We start from the raw sequence: 16,790 nt of genomic DNA on the forward strand, positions 1-16,790 counted from the left end.
AAGTGACAGGACTCATTCGATAATATCTCCGCGTAATATGTATTTGCACACGGCAACGGTGCTGATAAAACCGAGCATGGCGATCAGTAGCGCCGACTCAAAGTAAGTCTTGCTATTCAGCCATAGTCCTAGCAGCACAATGAGTGCAATGGAGTTGACGTACATGGTGTCCAGCGCCAGTACACGATCCGGTAAATCGGGGCCAATGGTGAGTCGATAAAGGTTCATTAATAGTGCCGCGACGACCAGCGCTAGGGTGATATACAGTGCAATGTCTAGCATTCGTAAATCTCCTTGAGCGGGCGCTCATAGCGCTCACGAATTTGCTTTATCAGCGCTTCTTCGTCGTTTGCATTGAGGGCATGAATGAGTAATGACTTACCGTCCATACGCAAGTTGGCGGATACCGTGCCTGGGGTCAGGCTAATGGTGCTGGCGAGCAGCGTAATGGTAAAGCGGTCTTCGAGAATAAGCGGGTATTCAATAAAGTGGGGATTGAGCTTACGCCATGGGTTGGCGATCAGATAAGCCACCTCGAAGTTGGCGGTGATGATGTCACCCAGCACGCGCAGCACAAAACGTAGCAATTTTAGCGGCTTTTTAATGCGTGGGCGTGAATCCCAAAATCGGTGAGTTAGCAAGGGAATCAAAATGGCCAATGCCCCGCCTAATACGATATTACCAGGGGAAACGCTGCGCGCTAATAATAACCACACGAAGAGCAACAGCAATGAAAAAACAGGCGTCGGTAACCAAGCGCGTGATCGAATCATTGGGTGTCTCCAGCGTCAGGTAGAAGCGTGTCAATTACCAAGCCTGGATTGGCTAATTGCTCGGCGGTGGCCTGGGTATAGTCACTCACAGGGCCTGCAAACACGACCATCAACAGTGACGAGCTAAGTAACCACAGCATACCGACCCACTGATAGCGGGGCAGTGGACTGCCGCTGATATTACCGCGATGGCTTCGCCAGAACAGGGTAGAGCCTGCCCGTGAAAGGGCGATCAACGATGCCAAACTCGCCAGCAACAATAGTGGCCACAGCCAAAGCCGCTGGCTGCCTTCTGCAGCGTTGAGCATCAGTGCCTTACCGAACGCGCCCGAGAGAGGGGGTAATCCCGCAATGGCAATAGCTCCAAAAAAGAAGGCCAGTGCCAATGCAGCGCCTTGCACCATCGGCCGCCCCTTGACCAAGCGAGTACCTGGCTTGCCGCGCTGTAGGCCGATCATTTCAGCCAATAAGAAGAGGCCGCCGGTAACCAGCGTGGTGTGAGCCAAATAATAGAGTAGCGCCGAGGTGGCTTCAGGGCTACGCATGCCCACGCCAGCCAGCAACGTGCCGACAGAAATCAGCACTAAGTAGGCAATCAACAAGCGGAAATCGCGGGCGGCCATCACGCCTACACCAGCGGCGGCCAGGGTCGCGAGTGAGAGCCACCATACCCAGGATTGTTCGATGGCTTCCAAATTGCCTGCTTGGTCGCCAAAGATCAGGCTATAGACGCGCAAAATAGCGTATATCCCAACTTTGGTCATTACCGCAAATAAAGCGGCGACAGGGGCTGGGGCGGCGGCATAGGCTCGGGGTAGCCAAAAATACAACGGTAAAATAGCGGCCTTAAGACCAAACACCACCAACAGGATCATCGCACCGGCGACCACTAATCCTTCGCGTTCGGCGGGCAGCTCGGACATGCGAGAGGCCATATCGGCCATGTTGAGCGTGCCTGTTGCCCCATACAGGATGCCCACGCCGATCAAGAAAAGCGACGAGCCTGCTAAGTTTAACACCACATAATGAACGCTGGACTGAATGCGTGCTTTGCCACCGCCGTGGAGCAAGAGGGCGTAGGAGGCAAGCAGCAGCACTTCAAAAAACACGAACAGGTTAAACAAGTCACCCGTTAAAAAGGCACCGTTAATCCCCATCAGTTGCCACTGGAACAAGCCGTGAAAGTTGCTGCCCTTTTCGTCGTCACCGCCACAGGCAAAGATGACTGCGCCCACAGCGAGCAGCGCGGTCACCAGCACCATAAGCGCTGATAGACGGTCAAGCATGAGCACAATGCCAAACGGCGGCTGCCAATCACCCAGGGCGTAATAGGTGATCTCACCCGATGCCGCCTGATTCACCAGTCCAATAGCGACTAGCAGTAGCCCTAAGGTTGCAACCACGCTGACAATGCGTTTATAGCGAACCAACCCATGGCGTTGGTAGAGCATTAAAATGCCGGCTATTAACGGAAGAACGACAGGTAAAACAATAAGATGCTGGATCATTCTCGGTCATCCTTTTTGCCGTCCACATGATCGTTGCCGACTTCACTTCGGGCACGCATTGCCAAAATGACCACAAACGCGGTCATCGCAAAACCAATCACAATCGCGGTTAGCACCAGGGCCTGGGGAAGTGGGTCGGCGAAGTTATCGCCTTCGTTGACTAGCGCCGCGCCATCGGTGGTGAGCCCGCCCATGGAAAACAAGAATAGGTTGACGGCGTACGACAGCAGGGTTAACCCCACGACAACAGGGAAGGTACGCCCCCGCAGCGTCAAGTAAAGCCCCGAGGCGGTGAGCACCCCGGTGGTGATAGCGTAGAGCAATTCCATTAGTGAGGCTCCTTGCTGGAGGGGGTGGAAGGCGTGTCTGAGTCTTTTTCGTTTTTTTCGGTCACTGGTCGATGGGCCGTCGTGACCTTACCTAAGTTGGCTAGGATCATTAGCGTGGCACCGACCACCGCTAAGTAAACCCCTAGATCGAAGAGCAGCGCCGTCGCTAGCTCAAACTCGCCGATCACAGGCAGGGTGAAATAACCGAAAGACGAGGTGAGGAACGGATAGCCAAACAGCCAACTGCCAAGCCCGGTGAGCGTGGCGATTGCGACGCCGACAACCGCTACGGGTTGGAAGGGGAAGTTCAAGCGCTCTTGAGCCCATTCCACGCCACGCGCCATATACAGCAGAATCAACGCAACTGCGGTAATCAAGCCAGCAATAAAGCCGCCGCCCGGCTCATTATGGCCGCGTAGGAAAATAAACGCAGAGACCAGCAAGGCTAGCGGCAGTAGCATCATGGAAATTGACGTCAAAATCGCTGGATAGCGATCTGGTGACCATATGCGGCCCTCGCCGTCGCTATGCGGAATAAATAGGCGTAAGCGATTCAGGAGCTTAAAGATCGCCAGGCCGGCAAGTGCCAGCACCGTAATTTCACCGAGGGTATCGAAGCCGCGGAAGTCGACGAGAATAACGTTCACTACGTTATAACCACCGCCGCCGGGCTTGCTGTTCTCGATGAAGAAGTTAGAGATCGACAGCGTTTCTCGGGTCATGACCGCATAGTTAAGGCTGGCGACCACCAAGCCCAGAGAACCCGCCAACATTATGTCGCGCACGTTGCGCAACGGGCTGGATTCCTGCGGCGTTTTTTGGGGTAAGAAAAATAGCGCCAGCATCAGTAAGATCATGGTGACCACTTCCACGGAAAGCTGGGTAAGCGCTAAGTCCGGGGCGGAAAAACGGGCGAAGGTGAGGGCAACGAATAGCCCTACAATCGACAGCATTAACAATGAAATTAAGCGATAGCGATGGGTGGCAGCGGTGGCGATGCCGCCAAAAATTAGCATTACCGCGCCCAGCAACACCACACCGTCGATCGGCTGATTACCTGCAACGCCGGTGAGATCGGTCACTTGGACAACGCCTATCAGCCCCATCAAAAACGCCGACATCAGCAGTAGGGTCATGTATCGCTGCAATGAATTACCTTCGAAAATCGCGAGCAACTGCTCGGCCCGATAGCCCAGCGTCACAATCAAACGCTCAAACACACGGCGCGCATCAATGCTAGGAAATTGACGGGTGAAAAAGCGCATTTCAGGGTGACGCCAGTAGAGAGCAGCGCCGATCACCAAGGCTGCTACGCTCATCATCAGCGGCAGGTTCACGCCGTGCCAAATCGCTAATTTAAAGTCTAACGGCTGTTGTAATACCGCTTGACTGGCTAGGTCGAGTAGATGCGTTGCCGTTAATGCAGGGAGCAAACCCACCACAATGCAGAGCACGACGAGCATTTCTACGGGTAAGCGCATCATGTGCGGCGGCTCATGAGGTGATTTAGGCGGTGCCTCGCGAGCGGGTTTGAAAAATACCGCATGAACAAGGCGCAGTGAGTATGCGACGGACAGAATGCCACCCAACGTTGCCAAGGCAGGCAGTACCCAGCTCAATCCGCCTAGCACAGGTGTTGCTAAGGTTTCGGTAAAGAACATTTCTTTGGAGAGGAAACCGTTGAACAGGGGGACACCCGCCATGGCCGCGGCGGCCAGCGTGGTTAGTAGCGCGGTGACCGGCATCGCCTTTCTTAGTCCACCTAGCTGCTTTAATTCCCGGGTGCCTGTTTCGTGGTCGATAATACCCGCGCTCATAAAGAGTGCCGCTTTAAAGGCGGCATGGTTCAAAATATGAAACAGGGCCGCCAATACCGCCATGGGACTGCCGATACCCAACAGCACGGTAATAAGCCCCAGGTGGCTGACCGTTGAAAACGCCAAAATGGCTTTTAAATCGGTTTTAAATAACGCAAACCAGGCGCCGTAAAGCAGCGTTGCCGTCCCCACCAGCGATACTAAGACAGTCCATAGCTCACTATCGGCAATTGCCGGGTGAAGCCGCGCCATAAGAAAAATACCGGCTTTGACCATTGTGGCTGAGTGCAGGTAGGCCGACACGGGCGTTGGTGCGGCCATGGCATGGGGAAGCCAAAAATGGAAAGGGAACTGGGCGGATTTTGTAAAGGCGCCGAGAAGTACCAGACACAGCATCAGCGGGTAGCGTGAATCGGCAACAATTATCTCACTGCTGGATAATACGTCGTCCATGCTGAAGCTGCCGGCCATATCACCCAGCAACAGTAGCCCTGCCAAAAGGGCTAATCCGCCGGCTCCCGTCACCGTTAATGCCATTCGGGCACCTTTACGGGCATCCGATTGGTGGGACCAAAAGCCGATCAATAAAAAGGACGAAAGGCTGGTGAGCTCCCAAAAGAGCCACAGCAGAATCAGGTTGTCGGACATCGCAATGCCGACCATTGAGGCCATGAATAGCATTAAAAATGCGTAGAAGCGGCCAACAGGCTCGTCGCTGGCAAGATAATAGTGGGCGTATAGCAATATCAACAGCCCAATACCCATAATCAGGATGTTGAACAGTAGCGTTAGGCCATCTAGACGCAGGGCTAACTCAAGGTTTAGCTCCGGCAGCCAGCTGACGGCGAAACGTAGCGTCTCGCCATCGAGCAGCGCCGGTATCTGCATCAAGGTCAGCAGTAGGGCAATGGCCGGCAGTATGGCGGTTGCCAACGAGCAGGCAACGCGGCTGCGTTGAGCGTTGAGGACCGGCACCAAGACGCCTAGTAAAGGCAGTAAGGCTATCCACAGCAGTGTCATGGGAGTCATCCAGCGCAATAATAAAAAAGGCCCGCTAGCCGCAATGGCGTCGGCTGAGGCATCGGGGGTACAACAAATGAAACAAGAGGATATCACTTGTAGTGTCGTTGTGAAGTTTTAGTATAAAGTGGCGCCGTCCAACGTAGTGAGCCTGTTTACTTTATGAATCAACCTTTCGACACATGGCAGCAGCGTTTCGAAACCCTGCGCTCGAACAAATTTTTTGAAGCGTTCGTGATCGCCATTATTGTGGTCTCGGCGCTGGTCATCGGTGCCAAAACCTACGAAGAAGAAACGTCGCGCTTTGAACAGTGGCTGTTATATCTCGATCTGGCGATCACGGTTTTCTTCCTGGTGGAGATCCTCATCAGGATGGCCGCTGAAGGCAGTCTGGTGCGCTTTTTCAAGCGCGGATGGAATATTTTCGATTTCGTCATCGTCACCGCCAGCCTGATCCCCATGGACGATTCTGAGATGGTGCTACTGGCACGGCTGCTGCGAATTTTCCGTGTGCTGCGTTTGGTCTCGATGATTCCTGAGCTGCAAATGCTGCTCTCGGCATTGGTGAAGTCCATCCCGCGCATGGGCTACGTCGTGTTGCTGATGTTTATTATTTTCTATATCTATGCGGCGGTTGGCAGCTTTCTGTTTGCCGACGTTGATAGCTTCTTGTGGGCCAACATCTCCACGTCGATGCTCACACTGTTTCGTATTGCCACCTTTGAAGACTGGACCGACGTGCTCTACGCCACCCAGGAAGTCTATGCGTGGAGTTGGATTTACTACCTGACGTTTATTTTCCTTACCGCGTTTATTTTCCTGAATATGATGATTGGCATCGTGTTGGATGTGATGCAGAAAGAGAGTGCCGCCCTTGACGCGCTAAACAACGAGGGCGAAGTCGACGAAATGCAAGCGTTGCACAACGAGGTGAGCGAAATGCGCAGCCAGTTAGACCGAATGGAGGCGGCTTTAACAGAGCAAACATCGGGCAATGCGCCTTCACATGTTGACAAACCCCGTGAAGACTGATTTTCTAGAGGGTATGAACATATCCATGAATACCTTTGCGCTAGATCTACGACTACTAATCGCCCGTCTCTGAATTATCAGGGTCGGGCAGTGCCGCTGGCATTGTCGTTAGGTTTCATTAGTGGCGAGGTAGACATGGTTATCAACACTGGATTTATCGAATCAATTCAATTTGGCTGCCGCACTTCCATTGATATGGTGCGTGCAGCTACATATGGTTTTTTGCGCCCCATTGCCTGTATTGGCAATGGGGCGTTTTTCGTTGGCACGCCCGCCGTCAATCCAGCCATCCATTACCAGCCTATTTGCCCAGGAGAGCCGTCATGATGTTGTCTGATCCCGCCAAGAAATATCGTCCGTTCGTCGCAGTAGACTTACCCGACCGCCAATGGCCCAGCCAGCGCATTGAAACGCCGCCGATCTGGTGCAGCGTTGACCTGCGTGATGGTAATCAGTCGCTGATTGACCCGATGGATCACGAGCGCAAAGAGCGCCTGTTCGATATATTGCTGAAAGTCGGCTTTAAACAGATTGAGGTGGGGTTTCCCTCGGCTTCACAGACCGATTTCGACTTTGTCCGCACGCTGATCGAGCAAGATAAAATCCCCGAGGACGTGACCATTCAAGTGCTGACCCAAGCGCGTCCGCACTTGATTGAGCGCACCTTCGAAGCACTCAAAGGCGCGAAAAATGCCATCGTCCACGTGTATAACGCGACCGACCCGATGTTCCGTCGTGTGGTATTTAACGTGGATAAAAGCGAATGTGTGGAGATCGCGGTTGAGGCCACCAAACAAATTCGCGCCCAGATGGAAGCCGCCCCGGAAACCAATTGGACGTTTCAGTACTCGCCGGAGCTTTTCACCACCACCGAGATGGACTTTGCCGTCGAGATTGTCGAAGCGGTGATGCAGGCCTTTGAGCCAACGTCTGATAACCGCATGATTGTTAACCTGCCGGCCACGGTTGAAGTGGCAACGCCCAATAATTATGCCGACCAAATCGAGTGGTTCTGTCGCCATGTAAAAAATCGCGATCACTTGATTGTCAGCGTTCACCCGCACAATGATCGTGGTACAGGCGTTGCGGCGGCCGAGCTAACGCTGATGGCCGGGGCAGACCGCGTGGAAGGCACGCTGTTTGGTAACGGTGAACGTACCGGTAACGTGGACATCGTCACCATGGCCATGAACATGTACACCCAGGGCGTTCACCCGCAGCTCGACTTCTCCAATATCACCCCCGTCATGCGCGAAGTGGAATACTGCAACCAACTGCCGGTGCATCCGCGCCATCCCTATGTGGGCGACTTGGTATTTACGGCCTTCTCAGGTTCTCACCAAGACGCCATTAAGAAAGGTATGACCGATCGTCGCGCTAATCCCGAGGCGGTTTGGGATGTGCCGTACCTGCCCATCGATCCGCTCGATGTAGGACGCAGCTACGAAGCGGTGATTCGTGTTAACAGCCAGTCCGGTAAAGGCGGCGTATCCTACCTGTTGGAGCAGGAGCACGGCATTGAACTGCCGCGCCGGCTTTCCATTGAGTTTAGTCAGGTGGTGCAGGAAGTGGCTGACCGTACCGGCAAAGAAATCACCTCCCAGATGATTTACCAGGCCTTTGCCGACGAATATTTAGAGCAGCAAGCTCCGTTTACGTTGATCAATCATCGTCTGTCGTCAGAGCCCGATAGTCCGAAAGTGTCGCTGGAGGCGGTGGTCGAGGAAAACGGTCAACGGCAAACACTCAACGGCGAGGGCAACGGCCCGTTAGCGGCGTTCATTAAAGCGCTGGCTGCCGCCGGGCACGATGTGGAAATTATTGACTACCACGAACATTCCCGCGGGCAGGGGGCCGATGCTGAAGCCATTGCCTACGTAGAAGTACGCATCGACGGCAAGGCGGTATTCGGTGTTGGCAACGATGAAAGCATCACCAGCGCGTCGATGAAGGGCGTATTGAGCGCCATCAACCGCCATTACTCCAATCAAGAGCCTGCAGCGAACGTGACGGCGGAGACGTTGGTCTAGGCACGCATGGCTTGAGGTTAGAAGGAGCAAGCGATGCGTGTTTCGCTGATCCTGCTGGTGATGGCCATTTTGGCAGCCGCTGTGTTAACAGCGGCTGCCTCTTCTGAGCCATTCGAGGACAAATTGGTGCGTTTGGAAGCCCAGCGGGCGCTGCCCTCTATGGAGCCATCGCTACAGCAGGCGTCGCCTGAGATCAACGCGCTCTTTCTCAGCTATGCCGCCGATCAGGCGCTATGGATGAGCGCCTCGCTGGCGATTTTGCGTTACGGCGATGTGGCTCGCGAGGTGTTGCTGGAATACGGCCTATTACCCGAATTTCAGCAGGTGCTGGTGCGCTATGGCGCCGACGCCGTACTCCCTATCAGCTACTTTCGCACCCACGATGTGGCCACGCTTCGGGCGCAACATTGGATTGACGAGCGTTATCAGGAGATTAGCCGTTGGTGGAGCGAAGAAAATGCCGACACCAATGCGGCGTTCACCCCTTACCGCCGCGGGCAGATGGGGATCGCTCTGCTAGATGCCAATGGCCACGCGCTGCTCAACCAGTTTGTGGTCAGTGACCAAGGCGAGGTGGAGTGGCTGCAAGGTGAACGAGTGGTCGCTGGCGTAGGCGATTTCTTCACCAGTGGTTTACGCGATTTGGAAAGCCAGTGGCGGCGGGGCGACGACATTGGCGCCGCCGATCTAGGCTGGGCCGGTGTCGATCTGCTCGTGATGGCCAGCACCGTCAAAGTGCTGCGGGCAGGCAGGGCCGCCCGTGCCGCCCGGGTAGGTAGCGTGGAAGTACAGGGCGCCCGTACTGGTTTGCGCCATGGCGTACTAGTGAGTGGTGGGCGTTTTGCGGCCTTGCCTCGGATGGCCAAAGTTGCCGTGGTAGCGGGCACCGCCTATGTGGTCGTGCGCCATCCCAGCTTGGTGAGTGCGCTGGGCGCCAACCTCTCTACCTGGCTTGGCTGGCCGGTATGGGTTGGCCAGTTTCTAATTTGGCTGATCGTATTATTGCCGCTATTGATCATGACGCGTTTTGTTTATCGCTGGCTACTGTTGCCGCTGTTGTGGTTACTGGTGCCGTTGATGCAGTTGTGCTTTAAAGCCGCTAACAAGACGTTAACCGAACGTGCCAAGAGCAGAGCCGGTGAGATTGGTTAAAAGAGTGGTTTTTACAATCACCAGTAACGCAAATAGGGCGGCCTTTAAGGCCGCCCTATTTGTTACCTGATTACTAATTGCGACGTTTATTCCGGCAGGGCATAGACCGCGATTTGATCGCCGACCTGAGCTTTTAGGATAGTGTTGCCACCACCAATAAAGGCAACATATTCGCGACCGTTGTACTCATAGACCGCAGGGTTTGATACCGAGGGCGCCTCGAGCTGGTCTTCCCACAGCTCCTCGCCGGTTTCAAGGGAGTAAGCGCGTACCTTGGCGTCCATGGAGGCGCCAATGAATACAATACCGCCAGCCGTCACTGCCGGGCCACCGATGGTAGGCGAACCCCAGCTTTCGGGCATGAAGAAGCCATACTGCTGCGATGCTCCCACTGGTCGACGCCATTTCACGTCGCCGGAGGTCATGTCGAGCGCGACAAGCTCACCGAAGGGTGGTTCCCAACAGGGCATACCGAGCCAGTTCTGAGCGATTTCAAGGCGTATCCCGTAAGGGGCGCCTTCTTGGGGCGCAAAGCCGCTTTCGTTGCCCGAACCGCTATCCGCCTCTTCATAGGCCTCGCGATTATAGAGCTTCAGGTACTGGACAATATGAGAGGTGTTCACTATGGCAGTTTGGCTTTCAGGATCAAACGCTACGCCGCCCCACTGTACGCCCCCGGCGGTGATTGGGTAGCCAAGTGCCCCTTCGCCTTGGGTGGTGGGTGGGGTGTACATGCCTTCGTAGCTCAAATCCTCCCACAGCGCCGAGCATTCACCGAAACCCACGGCATCGGCCAGTGCCCAGACATTGGGTTTTTCAGACTGATCAAGCAGCGGCGCCGGTTTGGTGGGGAAGGGTTGGGTTGGGGCGTAAACTTCGCCGTCGACGCTGCCGTCGCCACTGGGTACCGGACGTTCTTCAATTGGCCAGATGTCTTCACCGGTTTCGCGATTAACCACGAACAGAAAGCCCATCTTGGTTGCTTGGAGCAGTGCAGGTACCTCCTCGCCGTCCACCGTGATATCCATCAGGGTGGGAGCGGCAACAGTATCGTAGTCCCAGATATCATGATGAACCCACTGCCGTGACCAGACGACATCGCCGGTCTCGATATCTAGGGCAGTCGTTGAGGTTGCCAATGGCACCTCTTCGGTGCGATTGCCACCCCAGAAGTTCGGCGAGGGGGAAGAGACCGGCAGATAAACCAAGCCCCGCTCTTCGTCGGCGGACATATGCGTCCAAACATTGGCGGTACCGCTTTGCTCGCGTATCTCATCGGGCAGTGCCTGGAAAGTCCATTCGAGTTCGCCGGTACGGGCATTAAGGGCAAACACGGAACCGGGGGGAGCTTGCTCATAAGCCCAATCCATCCCCGCCCAGCCAAGGATCAAGCGATCACCGACGACTGTCGGTGGCTGCAGCAGCGACAACGGCCACTTGTCATGGGTATCATTCCACTGGTTAACGTCGAGCACGCCGTTATTGGCAAAGCTTGTGCACGGTTCGCCGCTATCGGCGTCGACTGCAAACAGCTGTGCATCCATGGTGCCCATATAAACGATTTTCTGGCAGGCTTCGCCGTCTACCGGATCGTCCGCTTCCCAGTAGGCGACACCACGATTCTTTAAGGCGGGCTGGGTCAGGGCTTCAAGAGAAGATTGGGTATCGAAACTCCACTTTTCTTCACCACTGGCAGGGTCAAGGGCGAGGATCCGATAGAACGGCGTGCCGATATACAGGGTATCGTTGGCAAACACTGGGGTCGCGGACCAAACGGTTGCGGGTAATTCGCCCGAACCATCCGCGACATCACCGGTGTGGACTTCCCAAACTTTCTCCAGTTCGCCGACGTTGTCGGCATTGATCTGATCGAGCGGGCTATATTTCTGGGCGTTGAGCTGGCCGTGAAAACTATCCCAGGTGGGTTCTCCAGGCACCAGCGGAATGGGGGCGGCGTCAGTCGCTTCTTCCTGCTCGGTGTTCTCCTGCTCATCTGGCTGATCCTGGGCCAGCAGCGGCATGGGCGTGAGACAAAGTGCCAGGGCGGAGAGCGTGCCCAAGCGTTGTGCGGCGGATATAAAAGTCGGCATAGGCGGCTCCTCAGGCTTGGGTGGGATGGACTTGTGATGATGGGCGAAGCATATCGATAATCAGGCCTATTAGACCGACAACCATCGCGACGCCAATCCACCACTGATGCAGAAGCAGCCCAGCGAGAAACGTACCGGCGAGACCCAGCAGAATAAGTACCCGTAGTGCGATGGAAGCACCACGACTTTTTATGACAGCGAGAAGCAGTGCCATTACCACAAGGGCGAGACAGGCCACAGTGGCCACAAGTGCACCAAGTGTCCCTGTGACCCCGGTCAATGGCGTGAAGTAGGCGTAGAGAGCGATAGCCAGCCCGGCAAGCGAAGCTATTAGCAGCACGATAGCGCCCAGTCGAGACGAGCGTAATGTCGACATAACATTATTTCCTCCTTGAAAATATTGGCATAACAGTAAGACGAAAGCCTAATGAGAAAATGATTAGCTCTATAACGGTAGCAGAGAACGAAACTTTTTCGACCTTAGCGCCGCGATTTAATCAAGCGTGAAAACGCGCAGCGCGGCTTTGTCAGTGAATGGCAGACATTGAAAAAGCGCTTGTCTCGACTAAACTAAGTTTATTAGACTAAGTCTTAGCTTTTGTAAGCTGTATCTTTTAAAGCTGTATCTTTTAAAAGCTGTATTGCTAAGTCGTGTTGCCAAAGAGGCTCGATATGGAAGCTATCAACATTCATGAAGCCAAAACGCGCTTGTCGCAGTTAGTTGCGCGGGCTGCCGAAGGCGAGGGGTTTATCATTGCCAAAGCAGGTAAGCCGATGGCGCGCGTGACGGCCATTGACAGCCCCGCTGCTGGCCAGCATAAGCGTCTGGGTTTCCTGGCAGGGCAGTTTCAAGTACCCAATGAATTTGATCGGATGGGTCAGGAGGAAATAGCCAAGATGTTTGGAGGCTGATGTGAATCTCCTTCTGGATACGCATATTTTGCTTTGGGCGGCGGCAGAGCCGGAGAAGCTCTCTGCTGATGCACTAGCCCTGATCAACGATGATAACAATAGGCTCTATTTTAGCGCCGCCAGCATCTGGGAAGTGGTGATCAAAAACAGCCTGCAACGTCCTGATTTCCACGTTGACCCATATCTGTTGCGCCGAGGGTTGGTGGATAATGGCTATTTAGAACTTCCTATTAGTTCATTGCATACACTGAACGTTGCACATTTACCCAGCATTCACAAAGATCCCTTTGATCGAATTTTGGTGGCCCAGGCAGAAGCCGAGGGGTTTTTGCTGTTGACGGCGGATGAATGGGTGGCTCAGTACGCTGGGCCAATTAGGCGGATATAAGAACCTAAGGATGTAGTTGTAAGGCAGCTTTAGCTATCCGTTCAGGGAGAGGCGGTAGGTTAAGTTCAGCGCCATGCGGGCCCAAGACAAGCTGGTGCTACTTGCTCAAGCCCCTGATTAGCATCGACGTGGCATTCCCTACAACGGCGTTTTACTTCCTTCGCCAGGAATTTCCCGCACCAGGCGCGGCATTAAGAACCCCGGTAAGTGATTGCGTAGCTCAGCAACTAGCTCTCGTGCTTCTTCATCCGGCACATCAAAGTGCGCGGCGCCTTGAACGGGGTCTAAGACATGCAAGTAGTAGGGAAGAATCCCCGCCTCGAAAAGTCGTTCAGAAAGGGCGGCCAGGGTCGTGACTCTATCGTTCACATTGCGCAACAATACGCTCTGGTTAAGTAGCGTTGCCCCGATCTGTTTAAGGCGTGCACAGGCATCGACCACCGCTTGGTCTATCTCGTTAGCGTGATTGACATGCAGCACGACGACTTTTTGTAGGCGGGTTGATCCCAGCCATCCGAGAACCGTGTCATCAACGCGGTCGGGGATCACCACCGGCAAGCGGGTATGAATGCGTAGCCGCTTAAGGTGAGGAATGTTGTCTAGCTGCTCGACCAGCCATGTCAACTGGCGGTCGCTGGCGGCGAGCGGGTCGCCACCGGAAAGGATAACTTCGTGGATAGTGGTGTCGGCGCGCAGATAATCCAGCGTTTCTTGCCACTGGGCCCTTGAAGGTGAGTTATCGCTGTAGGGAAAATGACGACGAAAACAGTAGCGGCAGTTGATCGCACAGGCAGGGCTGGCGATGAGCAACACGCGACCAGCGTACTTGTGAATGAGCCCTTTGGCAGGCTGATGGTCGGCTTCTGCAAGGGGATCGGCCACGTAACCCGCGGGGGTTTGGGCTTCAGCATTAAGGGGTAATACCTGGCGTAGCAGCGGGTCGTTAGGGTCGCCTGGTGTCATGCGCGATAAGTAAGGCTCGGGCACGCAAATCTCAAATAGCTGATGCCCGTTGCGAGCGCCCGGAAGCCACGTATCACCCAGCCCCAGGCGCTGGCAAAGAGCGGCGGGGTCGCGAATCGCCTGTGAGAGCTGTTGCTGCCAAGACGGCGTATGGGGTTGAGCGATAATGATGTTCTCCTGCAAAAAGCCCTCCTTCGGGTTATCATGCGCGGACTTATTTAACCACAATCATGAGCGGCGAAGCGGTGCTTCGCTGGTCACGCGACTGAAATGCATCATTGAGAGGCAATATGGCGAACTATTCTACCAACGAATTCAAGGGCGGTTTGAAAGTAATGCTCGATGGCGATCCTTGCAGCATCATCGAGAACGACCTGGTGAAGCCGGGCAAAGGCCAAGCCTTTAACCGCGTCAAGTTGCGTAACCTGATGACCGGGCGTGTCGGGGAGCGTACCTTTAAATCGGGGGATTCGTTAGAGGGTGCCGACGTCATGGAGTTGGAGATGGAATATCTCTATAACGATGGCCAGATGTGGTACTTCATGAAAACCGACGGTTCCTTCGAGCAGTATGCGGTGGAAAAGAAGGCGTTGGGCGATACGGAAAAATGGCTCAAAGAGCAGGTTCCTTATACCGTTACCTTGTGGAACGATAACGCTATCCATGTGGCGCCGCCGAACTTTATTGAGCTGGAAGTCATTGAAACGGATCCTGGTTTAAAAGGCGATACCGCGCAAGGCGGCTCTAAGCCTGCAACGTTGTCGTCCGGTGCGGTGGTTCGCGTACCGCTATTTATTAACCAGGGCGAAGTGTTGAAAGTTGATACACGTTCTGGCGAGTACGTGTCACGGGCCTAAGCGTTATTTGAACGCCAAGCGCTAAGCAAGTGCCACCGCCTATGTCTTATAAAGCCACGCCATGACTCTGCGTGGCTTTATGACGTTAAGGAGATGCCAATGACCACTAACTGGCAGCCAACAGCGGATATCGAGACGCTTCGGGAGCGAGCACATTTGCTAGCAAGAGTGCGGGCGTTTTTTACCGAGCGAGGCGTGCTGGAGGTGGAAACGCCAGTGCTGGGCCAGGGCGGTAGTACCGATGTGCATCTCGTTTCTTTGTCTACCTTGGCACGCACCGCGAGTGGCCGACGTCGGCTGTGGTTGCAAACCTCGCCGGAGTTTCATATGAAGCGCTTGCTGGCGGCGGGCAGCGGGCCGATTTTTCAATTGGCTAAAAGCTTCCGCGACGGCGAAGTGGGTGTAAGGCACAACATCGAATTCACCATGCTGGAGTGGTACCGCCCAGGCTTTACCATGGCGCAGTTGATTGATGAAACAACCACCTTGGTTGCCAATATTCTGCCCAGTTTTGCGGGCCCGGTGGTGCATTATCGTTATCGGGCGCTGTTTCATACTTATTTAACGGTCGATCCGTTTACGGCCTCGCTTGAAATGCTGCGCAGGCTGGCGGCAGAACGTGGCCAAATGTCGGCCCATGCCCTGGCCAACGAAGGTCGCGATACCTGTCTGGACTTGTTGATGAGCATGGTGATTGAGCCCCAGCTAGGGCGAAACGAATTAAGCGTGGTGGTCGATTATCCGGCGAGTCAGGCAGCGCTGGCGCGTCGTCATCAGGATACTGACGGTGAGTGGGTCGCGTCGCGCTTTGAGCTTTATTTGGACGGCGTTGAGCTTGCGAATGGCTACGATGAGTTAACCGATGCCGCCGAGCAGCGCGCGCGCTTCACGGAAGATAACGCCGAACGACGGCAGATAGGCTTGCCAGAAGTGGATGTTGATGTGTCCCTGTTGGCGGCCCTTGAACACGGGCTGCCTGAAGGTGCTGGGGTGGCATTGGGCATCGATCGCTTGATTCAGCTGGCGCTAGGCAAGGCACGCCTGGAAGACGTGCTGACGTTCTCTACGCCTAATTGCTAGCGATTAAACATCGCCCAGCGTCTGGCCCATTTGCACCATGGTATTAACAGCAAGAGCGTTAAAATTAACCGGCTTGGCAAAGCACATCACCACGGTGGAACCGAGCTTGAAACGGCCCATTTCTGCGCCTCTTTCTAGCGTTACGGGTTGGCCAAACTGCATACGCTGGGGCTGGTTCGAAAGCGGCGTCACCTGGCCCGACCAGACGGTTTCAATGGCCGCGACAATCATTGCGCCGACCAGCACCATCGCCATTGGCCCATATGGAGTATCAAAAATACATACCAAACGCTCGTTTCGGGCAAACAGGCCTGGCACATAGTTGGCGGTGGCCTGATTAACCGAGAACAGGCGCCCTGGTACATAAATCATCTCGCGCAGCGTACCGGTCACCGGCATATGCACTCGGTGATAGTCACGTGGCGAGAGGTAAACGGTGGCGAAACTGCCGCCGAGAAACTCTTCTGCCAGTGCCGTATTGCCACCCAGTAGGGTTTGCGCGGAGTAGGTGTGGCCTTTTGCTTGCACCAGTTGGCCAGCCTGCAAGCGCCCGTATTGGGAAAGCGTGCCATCGGCTGGGCTAAGCAGGCCTTCGCCTAGCGGGCGCGCATCTGCTTGCAAGGCGCGGGTAAAGAAGTCGTTAAAGGTGGCGTAAACGCTAGGGTCAGGCTCCAACGCCTGACTCATGTCCACGTCGAAGCGCTTAATGAAGGCGTTAATTAGGGTGTTTTTTACCCAGGGGTTGTCACACTGGGCGAACATACCCGTCAGCCGAGACAGCGCATGATGCGGCAGCGGGTACTGGAGTAGGGAGAACGCTTGTTGGGAAACTGTCACTG

At 54.8% G+C, this 16,790-nt stretch carries 17 protein-coding genes; 8 read left to right on the plus strand and 9 right to left on the minus strand.

Annotated elements, in window-relative coordinates; genetic code table 11:
- Window positions 1–12: 12 nt before the first annotated feature.
- Genes BLR97_RS04145 through BLR97_RS04165 form a run of 5 tightly spaced genes read right to left on the minus strand, consistent with a single transcriptional unit; the run spans window position 13 to window position 5,447 of the window.
- Window positions 13–282 (minus strand): K+/H+ antiporter subunit F, encoded by a 270-nt coding sequence (locus BLR97_RS04145; RefSeq protein ID WP_089702799.1) that lies wholly within the window; start codon window positions 280–282, stop codon window positions 13–15.
- A complete protein-coding gene (locus BLR97_RS04150) occupies window positions 276–773 on the minus strand; it encodes a Na+/H+ antiporter subunit E (protein ID WP_089702801.1) in 498 nt (165 codons plus the stop codon). Before BLR97_RS04150 ends, BLR97_RS04145 begins: the two co-directional genes overlap by 7 nt.
- Entirely contained in the window at window positions 770–2,281 is a 1,512-nt protein-coding gene (locus BLR97_RS04155; RefSeq protein ID WP_089702803.1) for a monovalent cation/H+ antiporter subunit D, read from the minus strand. Before BLR97_RS04155 ends, BLR97_RS04150 begins: the two co-directional genes overlap by 4 nt.
- A complete protein-coding gene (locus tag BLR97_RS04160; RefSeq protein WP_089702805.1) occupies window positions 2,278–2,610 on the minus strand; it encodes a Na+/H+ antiporter subunit C in 333 nt (110 codons plus the stop codon). Before BLR97_RS04160 ends, BLR97_RS04155 begins: the two co-directional genes overlap by 4 nt.
- Window positions 2,610–5,447: a monovalent cation/H+ antiporter subunit A gene (locus BLR97_RS04165; protein WP_089702807.1), complete on the minus strand. Its 2,838-nt coding sequence runs from the start codon at window positions 5,445–5,447 to the stop codon at window positions 2,610–2,612. The genes BLR97_RS04160 and BLR97_RS04165 overlap by 1 nt, the downstream gene beginning before the upstream one ends.
- 162 nt (window positions 5,448–5,609) lie before the next feature.
- Here BLR97_RS04165 and BLR97_RS04170 point away from each other — a divergent pair, with 162 nt between their 5' ends.
- The 4 genes from BLR97_RS04170 (at window position 5,610) to BLR97_RS04180 (ending at window position 9,661) form a co-directional block, all read left to right on the plus strand.
- Window positions 5,610–6,479 carry an ion transporter gene (locus BLR97_RS04170; protein WP_089702809.1) on the plus strand — a complete coding sequence of 290 codons (870 nt, stop codon included), beginning with the start codon at window positions 5,610–5,612 and terminating at the stop codon, window positions 6,477–6,479.
- 135 nt (window positions 6,480–6,614) lie between these two features.
- Window positions 6,615–6,806 (plus strand): hypothetical protein, encoded by a 192-nt coding sequence (locus BLR97_RS19540; RefSeq protein ID WP_139172895.1) that lies wholly within the window; start codon window positions 6,615–6,617, stop codon window positions 6,804–6,806.
- Complete coding sequence (gene leuA, locus BLR97_RS04175; RefSeq protein ID WP_089702811.1) at window positions 6,803–8,509, plus strand: 2-isopropylmalate synthase; 1,707 nt, start codon at window positions 6,803–6,805, stop codon at window positions 8,507–8,509. The genes BLR97_RS19540 and leuA overlap by 4 nt, the downstream gene beginning before the upstream one ends.
- A gap of 33 nt (window positions 8,510–8,542) precedes the next feature.
- On the plus strand, window positions 8,543–9,661 hold the full coding sequence (locus BLR97_RS04180) for a hypothetical protein (RefSeq protein WP_089702814.1): 1,119 nt from the start codon (window positions 8,543–8,545) through the stop codon (window positions 9,659–9,661).
- Between the two features lie 86 nt (window positions 9,662–9,747).
- Here BLR97_RS04180 and BLR97_RS04185 read toward each other — a convergent pair whose 3' ends face one another.
- Window positions 9,748–11,751 (minus strand): pyrroloquinoline quinone-dependent dehydrogenase, encoded by a 2,004-nt coding sequence (locus tag BLR97_RS04185; protein WP_089702816.1) that lies wholly within the window; start codon window positions 11,749–11,751, stop codon window positions 9,748–9,750.
- A gap of 10 nt (window positions 11,752–11,761) precedes the next feature.
- Complete coding sequence (locus tag BLR97_RS04190; protein ID WP_089702818.1) at window positions 11,762–12,127, minus strand: hypothetical protein; 366 nt, start codon at window positions 12,125–12,127, stop codon at window positions 11,762–11,764.
- Window positions 12,128–12,423: 296 nt separating this feature from the next.
- On the opposite strand from BLR97_RS04190, the gene BLR97_RS04195 reads away from it, so the two are divergent.
- Window positions 12,424–12,663 (plus strand): type II toxin-antitoxin system Phd/YefM family antitoxin, encoded by a 240-nt coding sequence (locus BLR97_RS04195; RefSeq protein ID WP_089702820.1) that lies wholly within the window; start codon window positions 12,424–12,426, stop codon window positions 12,661–12,663.
- Complete coding sequence (locus BLR97_RS04200) at window positions 12,653–13,051, plus strand: type II toxin-antitoxin system VapC family toxin (protein ID WP_244511204.1); 399 nt, start codon at window positions 12,653–12,655, stop codon at window positions 13,049–13,051. The genes BLR97_RS04195 and BLR97_RS04200 overlap by 11 nt, the downstream gene beginning before the upstream one ends.
- 138 nt (window positions 13,052–13,189) lie before the next feature.
- Here the strand turns inward: BLR97_RS04200 and epmB are convergent, their stop codons facing one another.
- Window positions 13,190–14,197, minus strand: a complete 1,008-nt coding sequence (gene epmB / locus BLR97_RS04205) for an EF-P beta-lysylation protein EpmB (RefSeq protein ID WP_089702824.1) — start codon at window positions 14,195–14,197, stop codon at window positions 13,190–13,192.
- A gap of 107 nt (window positions 14,198–14,304) precedes the next feature.
- Here epmB and efp point away from each other — a divergent pair, with 107 nt between their 5' ends.
- The gene (gene efp / locus BLR97_RS04210; protein ID WP_089702826.1) at window positions 14,305–14,871 is read left to right on the plus strand and encodes an elongation factor P; all 567 of its coding nucleotides are present in this window, start codon (window positions 14,305–14,307) and stop codon (window positions 14,869–14,871) included.
- 99 nt (window positions 14,872–14,970) lie between these two features.
- Entirely contained in the window at window positions 14,971–15,951 is a 981-nt protein-coding gene (epmA, locus tag BLR97_RS04215) for an EF-P lysine aminoacylase EpmA (protein WP_089702829.1), read from the plus strand.
- 3 nt (window positions 15,952–15,954) lie between these two features.
- On the opposite strand, the gene asd is transcribed toward epmA, so the two are convergent.
- The gene (asd, locus tag BLR97_RS04220) at window positions 15,955–16,788 is read right to left on the minus strand and encodes an archaetidylserine decarboxylase (protein ID WP_089702831.1); all 834 of its coding nucleotides are present in this window, start codon (window positions 16,786–16,788) and stop codon (window positions 15,955–15,957) included.
- Between the last annotated feature and the right edge of the window lie 2 nt (window positions 16,789–16,790).

Source organism: Vreelandella arcis, from assembly GCF_900103865.1.
Classification (GTDB): Bacteria; Pseudomonadota; Gammaproteobacteria; order Pseudomonadales; family Halomonadaceae; genus Vreelandella; species Vreelandella arcis.

Bases quoted from the DNA above. Each gene is read 5' to 3' on its own strand.
- BLR97_RS04185 (WP_089702816.1), bottom strand. From the start codon at position 11,751: ATGCCGACTTTTATATCCGCCGCACAACGCTTGGGCACGCTCTCCGCC.
- BLR97_RS04180 (WP_089702814.1), top strand. From the start codon at position 8,543: ATGCGTGTTTCGCTGATCCTGCTGGTGATGGCCATTTTGGCAGCCGCT.
- epmA (WP_089702829.1), top strand. From the start codon at position 14,971: ATGACCACTAACTGGCAGCCAACAGCGGATATCGAGACGCTTCGGGAG.
- efp (WP_089702826.1), top strand. From the start codon at position 14,305: ATGGCGAACTATTCTACCAACGAATTCAAGGGCGGTTTGAAAGTAATG.
- BLR97_RS04160 (WP_089702805.1), bottom strand. From the start codon at position 2,610: ATGGAATTGCTCTACGCTATCACCACCGGGGTGCTCACCGCCTCGGGG.
- BLR97_RS04145 (WP_089702799.1), bottom strand. From the start codon at position 282: ATGCTAGACATTGCACTGTATATCACCCTAGCGCTGGTCGTCGCGGCA.
- BLR97_RS04150 (WP_089702801.1), bottom strand. From the start codon at position 773: ATGATTCGATCACGCGCTTGGTTACCGACGCCTGTTTTTTCATTGCTG.
- BLR97_RS04170 (WP_089702809.1), top strand. From the start codon at position 5,610: ATGAATCAACCTTTCGACACATGGCAGCAGCGTTTCGAAACCCTGCGC.
- BLR97_RS04195 (WP_089702820.1), top strand. From the start codon at position 12,424: ATGGAAGCTATCAACATTCATGAAGCCAAAACGCGCTTGTCGCAGTTA.
- BLR97_RS04190 (WP_089702818.1), bottom strand. From the start codon at position 12,127: ATGTCGACATTACGCTCGTCTCGACTGGGCGCTATCGTGCTGCTAATA.
- leuA (WP_089702811.1), top strand. From the start codon at position 6,803: ATGATGTTGTCTGATCCCGCCAAGAAATATCGTCCGTTCGTCGCAGTA.
- BLR97_RS19540 (WP_139172895.1), top strand. From the start codon at position 6,615: ATGGTTATCAACACTGGATTTATCGAATCAATTCAATTTGGCTGCCGC.
- BLR97_RS04155 (WP_089702803.1), bottom strand. From the start codon at position 2,281: ATGATCCAGCATCTTATTGTTTTACCTGTCGTTCTTCCGTTAATAGCC.
- BLR97_RS04165 (WP_089702807.1), bottom strand. From the start codon at position 5,447: ATGACACTGCTGTGGATAGCCTTACTGCCTTTACTAGGCGTCTTGGTG.